Annotated in this window: 17 protein-coding genes; 3 read left to right on the top strand and 14 right to left on the bottom strand. The window is 44.5% G+C overall.

What is annotated here, in order from left to right:
• The first annotated feature begins 212 nt into the window (after positions 1-212).
• The gene (locus ACN6MV_RS07980; RefSeq protein WP_419886110.1) at positions 213-740 is read left to right on the top strand and encodes a hypothetical protein; all 528 of its coding nucleotides are present in this window, start codon (positions 213-215) and stop codon (positions 738-740) included.
• Positions 741-816: 76 nt separating this feature from the next.
• Here the strand turns inward: ACN6MV_RS07980 and ACN6MV_RS07975 are convergent, their stop codons facing one another.
• Together ACN6MV_RS07975 and ACN6MV_RS07970 are read right to left on the bottom strand one after the other, a co-directional pair.
• Positions 817-1,782, bottom strand: coding sequence for a family 43 glycosylhydrolase (locus ACN6MV_RS07975; RefSeq protein WP_042125391.1), 966 nt, complete (start codon positions 1,780-1,782; stop codon positions 817-819).
• A 12-nt stretch (positions 1,783-1,794) separates the two neighbouring features.
• Positions 1,795-3,060: a glycoside hydrolase family 27 protein gene (locus ACN6MV_RS07970; protein WP_375105368.1), complete on the bottom strand. Its 1,266-nt coding sequence runs from the start codon at positions 3,058-3,060 to the stop codon at positions 1,795-1,797.
• A gap of 418 nt (positions 3,061-3,478) precedes the next feature.
• Between ACN6MV_RS07970 and ACN6MV_RS07965 the strand changes: the two genes are divergently transcribed.
• Positions 3,479-4,435 (top strand): ArsR/SmtB family transcription factor, encoded by a 957-nt coding sequence (locus tag ACN6MV_RS07965; RefSeq protein ID WP_042131966.1) that lies wholly within the window; start codon positions 3,479-3,481, stop codon positions 4,433-4,435.
• Positions 4,436-4,565: 130 nt separating this feature from the next.
• Positions 4,566-4,724: a hypothetical protein gene (locus ACN6MV_RS07960; protein WP_036675694.1), complete on the top strand. Its 159-nt coding sequence runs from the start codon at positions 4,566-4,568 to the stop codon at positions 4,722-4,724.
• Between the two features lie 175 nt (positions 4,725-4,899).
• Here the strand turns inward: ACN6MV_RS07960 and ACN6MV_RS07955 are convergent, their stop codons facing one another.
• The 12 genes from ACN6MV_RS07955 to ACN6MV_RS07900 all read right to left on the bottom strand — a co-directional run bounded on the left by ACN6MV_RS07955 (position 4,900) and on the right by ACN6MV_RS07900 (position 15,586).
• Positions 4,900-5,670, bottom strand: coding sequence for a class I SAM-dependent DNA methyltransferase (locus ACN6MV_RS07955; protein WP_042125386.1), 771 nt, complete (start codon positions 5,668-5,670; stop codon positions 4,900-4,902).
• A 40-nt stretch (positions 5,671-5,710) separates the two neighbouring features.
• On the bottom strand, positions 5,711-6,631 hold the full coding sequence (locus tag ACN6MV_RS07950; RefSeq protein ID WP_076121874.1) for a S1 RNA-binding domain-containing protein: 921 nt from the start codon (positions 6,629-6,631) through the stop codon (positions 5,711-5,713).
• Entirely contained in the window at positions 6,628-6,975 is a 348-nt protein-coding gene (gene rsfS, locus ACN6MV_RS07945) for a ribosome silencing factor (protein WP_042125383.1), read from the bottom strand. The genes ACN6MV_RS07950 and rsfS overlap by 4 nt, the downstream gene beginning before the upstream one ends.
• Positions 6,972-7,550 (bottom strand): bis(5'-nucleosyl)-tetraphosphatase (symmetrical) YqeK, encoded by a 579-nt coding sequence (gene yqeK / locus ACN6MV_RS07940; RefSeq protein WP_042125381.1) that lies wholly within the window; start codon positions 7,548-7,550, stop codon positions 6,972-6,974. Before yqeK ends, rsfS begins: the two co-directional genes overlap by 4 nt.
• The gene (locus tag ACN6MV_RS07935; protein ID WP_042125379.1) at positions 7,522-8,124 is read right to left on the bottom strand and encodes a nicotinate-nucleotide adenylyltransferase; all 603 of its coding nucleotides are present in this window, start codon (positions 8,122-8,124) and stop codon (positions 7,522-7,524) included. The genes yqeK and ACN6MV_RS07935 overlap by 29 nt, the downstream gene beginning before the upstream one ends.
• A gap of 34 nt (positions 8,125-8,158) precedes the next feature.
• Positions 8,159-8,452, bottom strand: a complete 294-nt coding sequence (gene yhbY / locus ACN6MV_RS07930; protein ID WP_042125377.1) for a ribosome assembly RNA-binding protein YhbY — start codon at positions 8,450-8,452, stop codon at positions 8,159-8,161.
• A 57-nt stretch (positions 8,453-8,509) separates the two neighbouring features.
• The gene (gene aroE / locus ACN6MV_RS07925) at positions 8,510-9,385 is read right to left on the bottom strand and encodes a shikimate dehydrogenase (protein WP_419886109.1); all 876 of its coding nucleotides are present in this window, start codon (positions 9,383-9,385) and stop codon (positions 8,510-8,512) included.
• A 16-nt stretch (positions 9,386-9,401) separates the two neighbouring features.
• A complete protein-coding gene (gene yqeH / locus ACN6MV_RS07920; RefSeq protein ID WP_076121872.1) occupies positions 9,402-10,529 on the bottom strand; it encodes a ribosome biogenesis GTPase YqeH in 1,128 nt (375 codons plus the stop codon).
• A gap of 2 nt (positions 10,530-10,531) precedes the next feature.
• Positions 10,532-11,053, bottom strand: coding sequence for a YqeG family HAD IIIA-type phosphatase (locus ACN6MV_RS07915; protein WP_419886726.1), 522 nt, complete (start codon positions 11,051-11,053; stop codon positions 10,532-10,534).
• 88 nt (positions 11,054-11,141) lie between these two features.
• Entirely contained in the window at positions 11,142-13,382 is a 2,241-nt protein-coding gene (locus ACN6MV_RS07910; RefSeq protein WP_419886108.1) for a DUF4129 domain-containing transglutaminase family protein, read from the bottom strand.
• A gap of 1 nt (position 13,383) precedes the next feature.
• Positions 13,384-14,628 (bottom strand): DUF58 domain-containing protein, encoded by a 1,245-nt coding sequence (locus tag ACN6MV_RS07905; protein ID WP_076121869.1) that lies wholly within the window; start codon positions 14,626-14,628, stop codon positions 13,384-13,386.
• Between the two features lies 1 nt (position 14,629).
• Complete coding sequence (locus ACN6MV_RS07900; protein WP_042125369.1) at positions 14,630-15,586, bottom strand: AAA family ATPase; 957 nt, start codon at positions 15,584-15,586, stop codon at positions 14,630-14,632.
• Positions 15,587-15,658: the final 72 nt, after the last annotated feature.

Raw genomic sequence — 15,658 nt, 5'->3', positions numbered from 1 at the left:
TGTTTTGACATTTTAATATGCCCGAGGAGACAAACATTTACTATCACTTTAGTGGATTCATGACCGCAATCGATTTTCAGAAATATTTTTAAAAAAATGCAACAAAACCTGCTCCTCAAACGTAATAGAAGTAGATAGCCCGTTTAGGAAAAAACGTAGCGGGTAATAAGATATATACAACCTTTTTACATATCTCAAGGGGGAGATTTCTAATGTTTAAGAAAAAGTCAGCGTATGTGTTACCGGTTGTTGTTCTATTGTTTCTTTCCCTAATTACTACTGCCAGTACCGTTGGAACACGAGTCGATGCGCAAGATAGTGGCAAGACTCAGCAACAGACGGTATATATCCATACTATTCAATCCGAAAATGGCAATCTTTCCATTACAGCCGATGAAATAAACTGGTATCAGGGTGCTGATGCTGACCGAGTCTTTGCTGAAAGAGACCCAGAAGGTGCAGCAGAAATTGGCGGAGCTCCAGACGGCTACTATGTTGTTAATGATGTTGATACACTGACAACCTATCCGATAGCGGATAACGCAACAGTCACCATGCAGATCTATGATCACACTGGCAATATTGACGACCTAGACATTCAATGGAACGAAGCCATTACCTTACAGCAATTTATCGATCAATTTAATAACACGGATATCTTAGATTTAAGCCAGTTCCCTTATCACCTTACGATTCAGGACGGCGTAATCACTTCCATCGTACAACAATATATACCTTAAACAGCATCTCATAAAAAGAGGGTTTACCTAGCGGCCATTTACGTGGCTTATAGGTAACCCTCTTTTTAATAACGAATTATTTATTTGCGGCATCCTTAACAGGAACTCCAAAATTCGGTGTGCCATCTTCATTCCAATGGAAAACTTGTGCACGAGTATGACGGTTTGGATCATATAGAGGATCGCCAGTAATTTCTTTATAATTGCGGCAGTGGTAAATGAGCACATCTTCCCCATTTTCATTAACCGTAAAGCTATTATGGCCTGGACCGAATTGTCCATTTTCTTCATTCGTTTGGAAGACAGGATTCGGTAGTTTAGTCCATGAAGCTGCATCAAGAAGCTCGCTGTCTTCATCCGCTACCAATAATCCCATACAGTAGTTAAAGTCGGTAGCACTCGCCGAGAAACTGATAAAGATACGTCCGTTGCGTTTCAATACTGCTGCCCCTTCGTTTACTTTGTACCCAATAATTTCCCAGTCATGCTCAGGAGTCGCAATCATAGTCTGAGGACCTGTTAGTGTCCACGGATTGCTCATTTCAGAAATATACAGATTAGAATTCCCCTCAATATTCAGGTCCTTCTGAGCCCATACATAGTACAGTTTTCCTTTATGCTGAAACGTAGTTGCGTCCAGCGCGAACGATTCCCAAGCGGTCTTCACTTGGCCTTTTTCTTCCCATGTTCCTTCTAAAGGATTTGCAGATGCATTCTCGAGCGCAAACATCCGGTGATCGAACAAACCATCTGTCGTCTCCGTCGTGCGGGCTGCGGCAAAGTAAATGTACCACTTTCCGTCAATGTAATGAATTTCCGGCGCCCAAATGTTAGCACTAAGCGGACCCGTCTCATACTTGCGCCATACTACAACTGGTTCTGCTGTAGTCAATCCTTCGATCGTTGTCGATCTTCTAACTTCGATCCGGTCATATTCTGGAACAGAAGCGGTGAAGTAGTAATAACCATCCGTATGTTTATATACCCATGGATCAGCACGTTGCTCCACCAATGGGTTGTTGTACTCTCTACTCGTATCCATACTCTCTCTCCTCTAGATAAGCTTTAGCAATACTGATCCATGCGGTGGAAGAACCTGCGTAATCCCTTCATTAATAACCTCCAGGTCGCGGCTTTGCCACAGATCACGGATCGTTCTTGGAATTGAAACATTAAGCTGTTGGAACGGTACCTGAAGCGTTGATTCTTCATCACTGAGATTAAACAATGCTACATAATGGTTTCCTTGTTCATCCTCAGAAGTCCAGATCGCATACTTCTCATTCAGATCCATCTGTCTGCCACCCTTACCAAAACGATGCAGATGAAGTACTTCCTTATTGGTTAACAAAGATAATGTCCACTCATCATTGTCTCTAAGCTCTCCCCCAAACATTAAAGGGGAACGGAAAATCGTCCAGAGCGTCATCATGGTAACCTGTTCCTCAGGAGTAAACCGTGTAAACCGGTCTCCCCCGCCATCAACGGAACGAATCCCAAGATGACCTAGCGGCAGCATATCACAATCCGGCCAATGGCCTGGCTGAACGTAGGGAGCCCACTTCTCACACCGCTCGAACATTCCACGCAGCAAATGCCAATGATCCCAATAATCGTCGGTCATTCTCCACAGGTTAGCATGTTCAGCTAAGTGTTCAGCCTCTTCTACTGGAGCAGGTCCAGGGGAAAGACTAAGCACCATCTCGCGACCGCTGCGGTCGATAGCCTTACGGATCATAGCAACTTCGTCTTTGTGATACCCATAAATACGTGAAGCAGCAATATCATCCACTTTCACATAATCTACACCCCAACTTGCATACAGCTGGAACAGAGAATCATAGTAAGCCTGACTGCCTTCTTTAGAAGCATCTACTCCATACATATCTGTATTCCACGGACAAATAGAATTGGGATGAGCGATATCACGTGCAGTTTGCTTAGATCCTAGTATGGCACTGGCCGAATGAACAGCCTGACGTGGGATTCCGCGCATAATATGTATGCCAAATTTCAACCCTAGACCATGTACAAATTCAGCCAGTGGAGCAAAACCTTTGCCACCCTTTGCGGAAGGAAAACGATTCTCTGCCGGTTGAAGTCTGGAATACTCATCCATGACCAGCGGTACAAAATTGCGATATTGTGAGGAGTTCGCTCCAGGCTCATACCACTGAATATCCACAACTACATATTCCCAGCCAAAATCCTTCAAATGAGTGGCCATATATTCGGCGTTGCCTCTTACCTCTTCTTCATTAACACTAGCTCCGTAACAATCCCAACTATTCCAGCCCATCGGTGGCGTTGCAGCTAACATAATGATTCCCACGTCCTTTTCTAAGTCTCACTCCTAGCTCCTACTCTTATCTCTAATCACAGACCATAAATTCAGCATCGGCCATTTTGCCTTCTTAAGGATTAATAAGCATTCAATTTCAGTTTAAAAATAGCATAGACAAAAAGACTTGTAAATATATTTAATTAAACCTTTTTATATTATTATAAAATTAATAACAAAAGTGACGAAATTTCCGTTAAAAATCAACCTAAATCGTGAATTTAGTTTACAATTATTTAAATTTAACTGCATTAAATGCAAAAACAGGAAATAAAACACCCGTATTTTTTGTTTTTCTACAAAATAAGGAAGGATGCTTTATTTATATGCTATATTAGTTTATAATTTCATAAAACAGTATTCATTTATGATCCATTTGGAAGAAGGTATTGATAAAATGATCTATATTAAAGATTTAATGAGTGGTCTTGAAATTTTCAAAGCGCTAAGCTCTGAAATCAGAATCCTCATCCTCGAACTTTTAGCTACCAATCAAGCACTAAACCTGAATGAAATAGCCAAAAAACTGAACCTTAGCAATGGCGCAATTACGATGCATATTAAAAAGTTAGAAGAAAGCGGTCTCATCGAAATAAACACATCCGTAGGCAAACATGGTATTCAGAAGGTCTGCTATTTGAATAAAGATAAGCTTATTGTTGATCTTCGCAGCAAGGATGTTGATAATCTCTATGAAGTAGAAATCCAAGTAGGACATTACAGCAACTATCAGGCCGTTCCGACCTGCGGACTCGCTACTAAAGACAGTATTATCGGTGACTTCGACGAGCCCCGTTATTTCGCAGATCCTCAGCGGATTGAATCCGAGATCATTTGGATGGCAGAGGGCTTTCTCGAATATAGAATTCCGAACTATCTTAAAGCTAATCAAACGTTCCGCGAAATCCAATTCTCGATGGAGATCGGCTCTGAAGCCCCTGGATCTAACGATAACTATCCCTCCGACCTTTATTTCTACTTAAATGGAATAGAAATCGGATACTGGACTAGTCCGGGAGATTTCGGAGACACCCGAGGAACGTTTAATCCAGACTGGTGGCCGCCACATTTAAATCAATACGGTATGCTCAAGCTGATCCGTATTAATAATGAAGGTAGCTTCATTGACGGCTGCCGAATTTCTGACGTAACTCTGGATGACATTCAGTTGGATTATAAGAGCGAGCTTACTTTCCGGATAGCTGTAACGGACAAGCCTGTAAACAAACGCGGGCTCACCATTTACGGTAAACACTTCGGCAACTACAGCCAGGACTTACTCGCGCGTGTCCTATATGATGTACATGAAGTAGAAATTGGCGCTTCTCGTACTGCCGTTACCTTATCAGAGTAAAATTACTGCTAAACAAAAAGACCTTAGAACCAGTAATAACTGGTCTAAGGTCTTTTTAAGCTTTGTATATTTTTTTGAGTTTGATCCATAATAACCTTGTCTCCCAAACCACCGAGAAGGAGTGTTTCGAATGCGTGAAGGTCTAATTCCCGCTGTTCTTGGAACCGTCGTAACCGCTTCTAGCGCCGCTTTTCTTGGAAGCAAGTATAAGATGGCAGCAACAGGCGTACTTGGATTTGGTCTGGCTCATGTCGTATTGGGTGCCATTGATCTGTTTGAGCATCGGTAAGGATTGGAAGATGCCGGGTGGCATAAACACTGCCCGGTTTTTTTGATGTTCACATATTGGCGAGAACATTCAATGGAGCATACGGACGAACCACACCGAACCCATAAAAAGAAGGGCTGTCCCATCAGCTATTTTCATAGCTTTTGGGACAGCCCTTCTTAGTATTTCTGAATATTCATTTTATAGCAATATAAAATAAACGTTCCGCATCATCATCCGCCTCTATCCACTCGAAATCGGCGTAAGTCTTCACTTCACTAAATCCAGCCTTAAGCAGCTCATCCTTCATCCACTGAGGATCGTAGGCACGCTGAATATGTGTTTCTTCGAAACGGCGATATACATCACTCCGTCCCTCTTCCCGCGCGAAAATGGACAGATGATGTTCTATCTCACGGCGTGGAACATCCATTTCACAAGTCCAAATATAAGACACCGACGGTTCGTCCAGAACAAAGGGCTGCTCTTCTTCATAACGGATTAGTGTGTTTGGATGATGAACATCGAACAGAAAGGTGCCGCCTTGCTTCAGTCCTGCAAAGGTACTAGCAAAGACAGCTCTGATATCGTCTTCTTCCAGCACATAATTCAGACAGTCACAGAAAGAAATCACAGAATCCACAGGCTCTGGAAGCTCCCATTCCTTCATGTTTTGTCTAATCCATCGAACACTACCTTCGCGCAAAAAGCGCCGTCCATGGGGATGCTCCTCCATTTTTCGCTGTGCCACTGAGAGCATATCTGAAGATAGATCGATTCCGGTCATATGATACCCTGATCCTGCCAAAGGAATGGTGATACTCCCTGTGCCGCAGCCAAGCTCAGCCACGGTTACAGGCTTACCGTATTTGCTCCATGCGGTTTCAGCAAAGGAGATCCAGTCAGGATACGGCATATCTGCCATGAGCTCATCGTATACATAAGCAAATTTCCCATAGGAAGACACTAGTACACCGCTTTCTATTACATCATTTAATATGATTCTGTTATTCAGAGGTTTCTTTATTTCCCTCGGTTGAACCTTCCTCTTCCTTAGGAGCAAGATACGTCCAATTCTCTTTTTGGGTAATATGGCCTTCCTTCATCAGCTTTCCAAGCGCACGCTTAAACGCTGATTTGCTAATTCCGAAACGCTGCTTGATAATGTCGGGTGGTGTTGCATCCGAATAAGGCATCGCTCCACCCGGACGGGCATGTAAGAACTCCAAAATCTTGGCAGAGTCTACATCCATGCCTACCTCTTTACGGAGACCCATAGAAAGGTTAACACGACCATCTTCGCGAATATGGGAGACACGTGCTTCGAACTGTTCTCCAAGACGCAGTAGACGACTCCGTTCAGAGGAATGGACCATTCCGATAATACCAAAGCCTAAAACCCCAGCATCTACAAGAACAAAAGTCCCCATCTGCAGCGGTTTGTACACCCGGGCTGTTACAGTCTGTCCCATCCAGGATTCAGGTGCAGGAAGTGCTAGCGGAGCTAGTTCCTGCTCTCCGGCTAATTTAGCACGAAGACGCCCCTGTTTATCATGCTCCATAATCGCATACACATAGTCACCGATCTGAGGGCGCAGCTCTGGAAGCTCTGGAAGCTCACGAATGGGCAGCAGAAGCTGCCGTCCAAGGCCCATTTCCAAGAAGCAACCTAGACGCGGATGAATATCAGCTACTTCCAATAAAGCCATCTCACCCAACGTTAGAAACGGTTTCTTCATCGTTGCCGCAAGACGATCCTCGGTATCAAAGAAGATAAAGACTTCAACTTTATCGCCTGTCTTAACCTTCTCGGTAAGCTCTGTATAATGCAGCATAACATCCTGATCTCCTGCATTCAGGAAAAATCCGTATGGGGAAACCTCTCTTACTACATTAAGTGTAACTGTAGTTCCTGCAATCAGGCTCATACAGTCTCCACTACCTTCGCATCCGACCACAGACGCTCGATATTGTAATATTCACGTTCATCGCGGTGGAAAATATGAACGATAACATCACCAAGATCCATCAGCACCCAGCGTGCTGAATCCATTCCTTCAATCCCCTTGATTACGCCGCCTGCTTCATGGACCACTTTGCGGACTTCGGTAGCAATGGACTGTACTTGGATATCCGAATTACCATGACACACGATGAAGTAATCACTAATCGGTGAAACAGTACGCAGATCTAATGCCACTACGTTCATTGCTTTTTTATCTTCCACAGCCTTAAGGGCCAGTTCTAACAGCTTGCTTGGTTGTACACTCATATTTTATCCTCCAATATTCTAACTAAATCATTACGTGCCAGTACCGTTAACGGAAAGATTACTCGGCGTTTTTCCAGTAACAAACTAATCGTAGAATCAAATCCCGCAACTAGTCCTTCTTCCAAACTTACTTTTGCCAGCTTACGTATCTTATCAACCCCTGGAAAATCGCGGCCAGGCTCGATATAGTCGGCGAGACAGACAATTTTCTCAAGTAAACTCATGTCTTCACGACCTGAGGTGTGAAAACGGATCGCATTCAGAATATCTGGATCTGTGATCCCATAATCATGCTCTGCTACAAAGGCACCTACTTCCGAATGCCACAACTGCTTGTCATGATTCAGAAGATTCAAGTTCAGATGATTCTGCTCGATAATCTCCTTCATTCTCTCCACAGGCCAATACTTGGCCACATCATGCAGAATTGCCGCTGTCTCCGCACGCTCAGGATCAGCGCCATATTGCTCCGCTAGTTGAATGGATGACTCCATGACGCCCAGTGTATGCTTCCAGCGTTTAGCAGGCATTTGTGTTGAAACCGCCTCAATTAGAGCTTCGCGACTGTATGCCATACAATCCACTCCTTTGAACAAAATCGAACACTGCCTCAGGTACCATATAACGAATGGATTTGCCCGCTGCAGCCCGTTCTCTTAACATCGTTGACGAAATATCAACCAGAGGCATATCTGCTAACAGCACTTTTTCTGCGATATATGTTGGCAATGCTTCTAGATCAAGAGGTGTTCCCGGACGACCTACGCCGATAAATGTAAGCCGCTGCACAAGCTCTTCAATCTCGTTCCATTTCGGTAAATACTGGACCATATCCGCTCCAATGATGAAATAAAGATCGAAATGCGGATACGCCTCTTGCAGCCGTCTTATGGTCTCGTACGTGTAGGAAACGCCACCTCTGACAACTTCCCAGTCTAATGTGCGAAAAGCTTCATGATTCTTTATCGCTTCCTGCACCATTGCCAGCCGATCAGCTCCAGATACTCCTGCCTCATGTTTATGAGGCGGAATATGAGAAGGCATAAACCATACTTCTTGAAGTCCATAAGTTTCTCTAGCTGCTTCCGCTGCCATCATATGACCGATATGAAGAGGATCAAAGGTACCTCCCATAATTCCAACTTTCAAGAGGACGACCTCCTCGGTAGTATGCTTTCAGGTATTAGCGTGGCAGCTCAATGGTTTTGTTATCACGTGATTCCTTGTACAGTACAATGGTCTTGCCGATCACTTGTACAAGCTCAGAACCCGATTGTTCGGCAAGTAGCGCGCCGATTTCCTTGGGATTCTCAATATTATTGCTCAGTATACTAATCTTCATTAGCTCACGCTTCTCAATAGCTTCTTCAATGTGACGTACGAGGTGATCGTTTACTCCACCCTTACCCACTTGAAAAATAGGATCGAGATGATGAGCCAATGAACGAAGATACCGTGTTTGTTTACCAGTTAACATAAATGAATAACTCCTTAATTAACATATATTATTACCCTAAATTGATGAATCCATTTCTTACTCTTTTCCACCCAGACAATGGAGTATAGTCTGTCGCATGATTTCCGTAGGAGCTGGTTGCCCTGTCCAATACTCCAATGCATAAGCTCCCTGATAGACAAACATCCCGAGGCCTCCATGAATCGTACAGCCCCGTTCAAGTCCTTCTAACAATAGCCGAGTATGCAACGGATTATAAATCAGATCACTTACGACCATACCTGCACGAAGCAATCCAGGGTCTATCGGTGTCTCATCCATATGAGGATACATTCCTACGGAGGTAGTATTGATCAGTACATCAACACCATCCAGCATTTCCGCCACTTGGTCCATGCTAATCCCGATGACATTCCCTTTGCCTTGGCAATCTGCAGCCAAGTCCCGTGCCTTATCAGCACTCCGATTAGCGATAAGGATAGAAGAAGGCTTCTCCTGAAGCAGCGCAGCAACAATTCCTCTTGCTGCTCCACCGGCTCCAATTACCATAATCTTCGTATCTGACAAATCAGAAATGGCTTCCGCTTTAAGCGAACGTACATAACCGATTCCATCCGTATTATATCCAGTGAGTATCCCGTTATTATTAACAATCGTATTGACTGCACCAACGGCTACCGCACTTTCATCTAATAGATCCATATGAGCCATCACCGCAACCTTATGCGGAATCGTCACATTTACCCCACGGAACCCAAGCGTGCGAATTGCCTGCACCGCATTCTCCAGATTCTCCGGAAGGATATGAAGCGGCACGTAAGCACCCGGAATTCCCAGTGCTTTCAGTGCTGCTTCATGCATAATAGGAGATTTTGATTGTATAATAGGATCTCCCATTACACCCAGCAGGATATTCCCGGTATTGTAGTCCTCGGTTGCAGTTATCAAAGACACTGTAATAGCCTCCCCGTTAGATCATCGAAGGGCGGGTAAGCACCTTCACGCCACGCGGAACGTGGATAGCCACGACTGCGCCTTCTGTCCCGTTGACCTTAATCCATCCCAAACCTGAAATATAGAGATCGCTCCGACTGCCTTTATTAATTCGGAACTCATGCCGTTGCCATGGTGGCAGCTTGTCCATCCGATCACTTCCTGGAGGGGACAACATTTCACCTCGATGGTCCGCATAAAGAGAATCTGCACGTTCCAGCTTCGTACGATGGATTTTTAAAGTACCGCTAATAAAGCAAGTGAACGATTGATGCTGACCTTGCACGAAATCAAAACGTCCCAGTCCGCCAAAGAATAGCGTCTGTCCTTCATTCAACTGATAGACAGCAGGCTTCAACGGATTGGCAGGCATAACTGCATCCAAATCCTGACGTTCAACTAGTTCACTATAACGCCATGGATACACAATCCCTGGCGTATCTATAATATAGTGGCCATCATCCAGTGGGATTTTAACCGTATCGAGTGTTGTGCCAGGGTAACGCGAGGTGGTTAACTCCTGCTCCAAATCACTATAGTCCGAAATCAAACGGTTGATAAGCGTGGATTTCCCTACATTCGTAGCACCCACCACATAAACATCACGTTGACCGCGCAGTTCTGTTACAGCTTCCAGCAAACGGTCGAAGCCTTGGTTACGTTTCGCACTACAAAGTACGATTTCAGCTGTCCGCAATCCTTCTTCTTTACAGCGTTGCTGCATCCAGTTACGCAGTTTATTCCAGTTGGTAACCTTAGGTAGCAGATCACACTTATTCACTGCAAGAATAACTGGGTTATTGCCGACAAACCGCTGAAGGCCGGAAATCAAGCTGCCTTCAAAATCGAAAATGTCAACAATATGAATAACAAGTGCATTCTTCTCCCCTACCCCACTCAGCAAGCGAAGAAATTCATCCTGGTTCACAGAAACAGATGAAGCCTCGTTATAATTCTTAATCCGGAAACAGCGTTGGCAAATCACAGGGTCCCGATCTAGTGCGACTTCCGGAAGGTATCCTGGTTGATCCTTATGCTCCGTCTGAAGCTTAATCCCACAACCGCTGCACTTCTCAGGACGCTGTGTTTCACTTTGTTCGTTCATTACTATTTATCCTCCTCGTGCCACAATCCTTTTTTACGAAGCCGTGTCAGAGCAACTCGCTCTACCCGGCGGTTAAATCTTGTGCCGAACCCTTCATCCTTAACGGAGATTGGCAGCACCAATACGGTATACAGGCCAAGCCGATTGCCGCCGTATACATCTGTAAGCATTTGGTCTCCCACCACAATCGTTTGCTCCGGTGGCAACTCCATCTGCTTCATCGCTTTAAGAAAAGGAGCATTACTCGGTTTACGAGCCTGATGCACAAATTCAATATTAAGCGGTGTAGCAAAGCGTGACACCCGATCCATGTTGTTATTGGATACGATGATGAGCTTAAAGCCCACTTCCTTCACCTTCTCAAACCATAACAACAGCTCCGGAGTAGCCATAGGCGCTTTGGCACCGACCAGTGTGTTATCCAGATCCGTAATGATTCCACGGTATCCCTGTCGATACAGCTCTTCTAGAGAAATATCGAATACCGTCTTCACCCGGAGTTTGGGAACTAACATTTCAAACAATACGTTCACCTCGATTTCATACAAAAAACTATAACATACTCCATGCGCTACGCAAATAAATCTATATCAATGATTTACTGCAATCGCGCTATTTCTTGGATCTAATCGTTCTCCGCAGCCGCAAAGCTTCAGTATACACGCTCTGCCAGTCTTTGTCTTCAATAACATCAGGGCTATACTTCGCTTGTTCAAACATCGTTAACAGTGAAGAAAGATGATTGGCCACAGCGGGTCGTTCCTGACTCCAGCGGACTACGGCTTCACGCAATGTTTCATGTTCTTCTTTCATCATTCCCTTACGATGCAAATACCTTATCCAGCGCTCAGTTTCCGCCACAACTTTCTGATCAGGTGTTAATGGACGACCCATCCGCATCTGTTGAATGAAGAAGCGAAGCTTAAAGCGCATATGCCAAGTTTTAAAAATTGTCCAGGAAAGCAGTACAACCACTGCAGCCAAAACTACCCATAAACCTACATGTAAGCCTTGATCTCCTTGTGCATTAGTTACAGGTGCTGGTGTAGGTTCTGCTGCATCTTCTTGATCTTCCGGATCTGTTTCAGGTATTTGCTCATTCTGAGTCAGAAGAGGCACATTAAATCCCGGAGTAGCTTCAACCGGAATCCAACCATACTCACCAAAATAGACCTCTGCCCAAGAATGGGCATCTGCATTGGTAATCGTATAGTTATTGTTCGCTGCACCCGCCTGCTGCTGCGCCGGATTCATAGGCATTTCTGGCTGTTCGCCAGGTGCATACCCCTTAACCCATCTTGCAGGAATGTTAAGGGACCGTGCCATAGTAACCAGTGCCGTAGAATAATAATCACAGTAGCCTTCCTTCAGCTCAAACAAAAATCCATCCACAAAATCCTTACTTGAAACGCGTGATATATCCGGCTTGTTGGTATATGGAAAGGTTTGTTGTAAGTATTGTTGCAAAAGCGCTGTTTTTTCATACGGTGTTGTTGCTTGTGCTGTAATTTCCTCGGCCAGTTCCTTAACCCTTTGAGGGAAATCGTCAGGTAGCTGAAGGAAGCTTTCCTCCAGATCATTACCTTTGTATAGCTCCTCATAGGTCTTCGCTGTCAATTCCTGAACAGGAATGACAGGAACTTCAGAAGTCACCTCAAAGCTCGAAGGATAATCGCGGTTCTTCCCATTAATATCCCATAAAAGCTCGCTATCACGATCTCTCCAAAAAAGACCTTTTCCAGCTTCCTCATCATTTAACGAATCCACCGAAGTAACTGAATACGCACCGAACAACACAGGAAATTCATTATTGTTAAGCACTCTAACCGTTTGTTTCAATGTTCGGGTAGTGACCTTAGGGGCAACATTTTGCTCCAAGAGTTTACCTGTCTCCACTTCTTCTACAGGTCCCCGCTTCAATCGATCCTTATCCGTCCATCCGCTTCCGGAGTAGATCCTGCGTGTCTCTCCACGCATATAAATCCGCAAGTCCGAAACCACTGTCATCACCGGAGTATAATCGAAGTTAAAGCCCCCGCCCAGATTATCATCATTCAGACTGTAGCCAGACGAAGTATTATTAATAGAGGAGCTTGAGCCCGTATTGGATTTCGATGTTCCAGTTGTGCTCTTACCAGAAGACTTTCCATTTCCATTCCATTCTTGCCATGCTGTATATGGATCCGTCAAAGTAGGCCTTACATCCGGCATATTCACACCGATTAGGATAACCAGAGAGAAGACGATTGCGATATTCATGACTATTTTCGAGGGATATTCCATCAAATGTACCCATCCACGCGGATAGTGTAGCTGAAAACTTCTCAGGTGCTGGCTGACAAGCCATCCCATACCCGCAAATACCGTCCAAGCCACTTCTTGCCACAATACAATAGACGTAAAGGAATCAAGAGCCGCCAGCGCTACAATGTTCATTCCAATAAACCATAAGATACGCTTCTTCGAGGATACCCACCAAGACGAAAGCAACAGCAAAGCAGATGCACCAAGAGCAAACCAGATATACGGCACCATATGAACACTAATATCCTGGAGCCTATCTGCAAGGGTTAATGCCCATGGGTCAGGAACATAAATTCCATAATTAGTAATGGTTCGATAAACGATATAGATAATAGCTACTGCTTCCATCAACAGTCTAAACTTAACTTTAACAGGGATAAGAATTTCAATGACTGTAATTGTTATTAAAGCAGCCCATACAGAAGCAGTGGTTTGATTTAACCAGATGGGTTCCGTATAAGAAATCCACTGCTGTGCAATAATCAATAGCCAAATTAGGCCAATGGAACGGTGCCAGGAGAATTTTATCTGATTCCACCAGGTTCTCATATCAGCCCTCCCCTCCTAACACTAAGGGAAGCTCTTGAAGTGAGCTAATACCATAACCGTTTATTCCACGTGATCTAAGGACATCAATCCAATCGTTACCTTTGTTCATCTCTGCCGAATTTCGCACATGAATGTGAGAAGCTGTCATCCCTCTGCTGTCAGCCCAACGCAGTGCATCAAGTACAGGCTGTCCACGCTGCGGGCTGATCAACACGAAGTAAGAACCCTTAGGAAACATACGGTATCCTTTTTCCAATCGGGAGATAAGCGGACCCCGCCCTTCAGCGTTAAGATCGATTAAATACTGAATCATCTTCTGTCGTTCAGCAGCACCTTCAACGGGTGCAAATACCTTCGTGGTTTTATCCAAACAACATAGGCCAATTCCAATTCTCTCTCGAATTCCAAATCCGAGTAGTGATGCCGTCACAGAAACTGCTAATTCAAATTGATTCGTATTCATATAAGCTGATGCGCTTCCGTCAAGAACTAGAATGGTTTTGGGAATCGACTCATGCTCAAACTCTTTGGATTTCCAAGAACCGGTCTTAGCAGTGGCATTCCAGTGAATTCGCGTCAAGCGATCACCGTATACATAGTCACGGACGCCATTAATTTGTGTGGTTTCACGCCGAGATTGAACAACGGAGGTCTGCGGCCCTGATAGCCGGGACTTCCTCTCATATAACTGCCAGCGCGGAACGTAGATCGCACGAGGCAACACCTGAAACTGTCCTTCAGATAAAAATGTCCCTTTATGCTCGACTAGCCCAAATATATCTTGGCTGATAATATCCGTATTAGCGAACGTGTAGGTACCACGCTCTAGGGCTGGTGTCTGAAACTTCAGTTCCCCAATGCCTCTGAGGCTTGGGATCACACTCTCTTCAAACACCCACGATTCTCCATTATGCCGTTTAAGCACCTCTCTCACAACTACGTAAGGCAAGGGCAAAATGCCGGGTATTGTAACCTTAAGTTTTACACGAAGATGCCCTCCTGCAGAGAGCAAATCCCCTTTGTCCTGTTCAGAAAAAAGACTGCGAGTGCCCTTAGCTCGCCGAACGCCTCCTAAACCTCCAGCAATCAAATATGCAATAAGTACAGAGACCATGATAAACAACATAAATGCCGTTTTCCCGCCCTGAAAAAGTACATATAGGAGTGTAATGCTCCAAATTACAAGGATGCTTGCGAGCTTAGATGGCTGAATGATGGCTGCTACCGACGACAAATAACGTCTCATATCATTGCCTCATCGTAACAGGCACATGAATGCTCTGCAGAAGCTTTTGAAGCAAAGATTCTACGCTAATATTATCAAGGCGCGACTCTGGACGCAGCAATATCCGGTGACCCAAGGCAAATGGAGTAAGGATCTTCACATCATCAGGCAGAACATAGTCTCTTCCCTGCAAAAAGGCATAAGCTTTACAAGCCATCATAAAGGATAGTGACGCACGTGGACTTGCACCTAGCATTACTAGTGGATGCTCTCTTGTCTGCCGTACAATATCTAACAAGTAATTCAGTACAGGATCGCTCATGAAGATGTCACGAATCTCTTCCTGAATCCCTGCGATTTGTTCCATGCTTGTTACTGGCGAAAGCCTGTCCACTGGTTGGCCTTCCTGATGACTCAACAATAGATTTTTCTCAGTCGCTGCATCAGGATATCCAAGGCTAATTCTTAGCATAAATCGATCCAATTGAGCTTCAGGAAGCGTGTAAGTTCCCTCAAAATCTATCGGATTCTGGGTAGCGCACAACATAAAAGGATGCGGAAGTGGATACGTCTCGCCATCCACAGTTACGTTTCGTTCCTCCATCACTTCGAGAAGTGCGGATTGTGTTTTCGTTGTAGCACGGTTAATTTCATCGGCTAGCAGAATATTCGTCATCACCGGACCTGGCCGGAAATGAAACATCTCATCCCTAGGATGATACACAGAAACACCTGTAATATCACTTGGAAGTATATCCGGATTACATTGAATCCGGCGGTATTCACCGGACATTGATCTTGAAAGTGCTCGTATTAACTGAGTTTTTCCTGTTCCCGGTACATCCTCGATCAATACATGACCTCCAGCAAGCAGTGCAGTTAACAGTAATTGTATTTCAAATGATTTTCCAAGTATGCAGGATTCCAGATTAGTGCGTACAGCATTCATGATGTGCATCGATTCTTGACGTACGGGCATATATGATCCTCCTAGCCAGAATAAGCAGTATTATTTATATTTTACATGATTAGGGGACCCAAAGTACATTGT

It is taken from the genome of Paenibacillus sp. B-A-8 (genome assembly GCF_048572915.1).
In the GTDB taxonomy this organism is placed as follows: Bacteria; Bacillota; Bacilli; order Paenibacillales; family Paenibacillaceae; genus Paenibacillus_AQ.
This window is presented reverse-complemented; position numbering and strand designations above follow the sequence as displayed.

What these genes read in the sequence shown, in the direction of transcription:
- ACN6MV_RS07980 (WP_419886110.1), top strand. Translation starts at nt 213, where the DNA reads ATGTTTAAGAAAAAGTCAGCGTATGTGTTACCGGTTGTTGTTCTATTG.
- ACN6MV_RS07975 (WP_042125391.1), bottom strand. Translation starts at nt 1,782, where the DNA reads ATGGATACGAGTAGAGAGTACAACAACCCATTGGTGGAGCAACGTGCT.
- ACN6MV_RS07970 (WP_375105368.1), bottom strand. Translation starts at nt 3,060, where the DNA reads ATGTTAGCTGCAACGCCACCGATGGGCTGGAATAGTTGGGATTGTTAC.
- ACN6MV_RS07965 (WP_042131966.1), top strand. Translation starts at nt 3,479, where the DNA reads ATGATCTATATTAAAGATTTAATGAGTGGTCTTGAAATTTTCAAAGCG.
- ACN6MV_RS07960 (WP_036675694.1), top strand. Translation starts at nt 4,566, where the DNA reads ATGCGTGAAGGTCTAATTCCCGCTGTTCTTGGAACCGTCGTAACCGCT.
- ACN6MV_RS07950 (WP_076121874.1), bottom strand. Translation starts at nt 6,631, where the DNA reads ATGAGCCTGATTGCAGGAACTACAGTTACACTTAATGTAGTAAGAGAG.
- rsfS (WP_042125383.1), bottom strand. Translation starts at nt 6,975, where the DNA reads ATGAGTGTACAACCAAGCAAGCTGTTAGAACTGGCCCTTAAGGCTGTG.
- yqeK (WP_042125381.1), bottom strand. Translation starts at nt 7,550, where the DNA reads ATGGCATACAGTCGCGAAGCTCTAATTGAGGCGGTTTCAACACAAATG.
- yhbY (WP_042125377.1), bottom strand. Translation starts at nt 8,452, where the DNA reads ATGTTAACTGGTAAACAAACACGGTATCTTCGTTCATTGGCTCATCAT.
- yqeH (WP_076121872.1), bottom strand. Translation starts at nt 10,529, where the DNA reads ATGAACGAACAAAGTGAAACACAGCGTCCTGAGAAGTGCAGCGGTTGT.
- ACN6MV_RS07910 (WP_419886108.1), bottom strand. Translation starts at nt 13,382, where the DNA reads ATGAGAACCTGGTGGAATCAGATAAAATTCTCCTGGCACCGTTCCATT.
- ACN6MV_RS07905 (WP_076121869.1), bottom strand. Translation starts at nt 14,628, where the DNA reads ATGAGACGTTATTTGTCGTCGGTAGCAGCCATCATTCAGCCATCTAAG.
- ACN6MV_RS07900 (WP_042125369.1), bottom strand. Translation starts at nt 15,586, where the DNA reads ATGCCCGTACGTCAAGAATCGATGCACATCATGAATGCTGTACGCACT.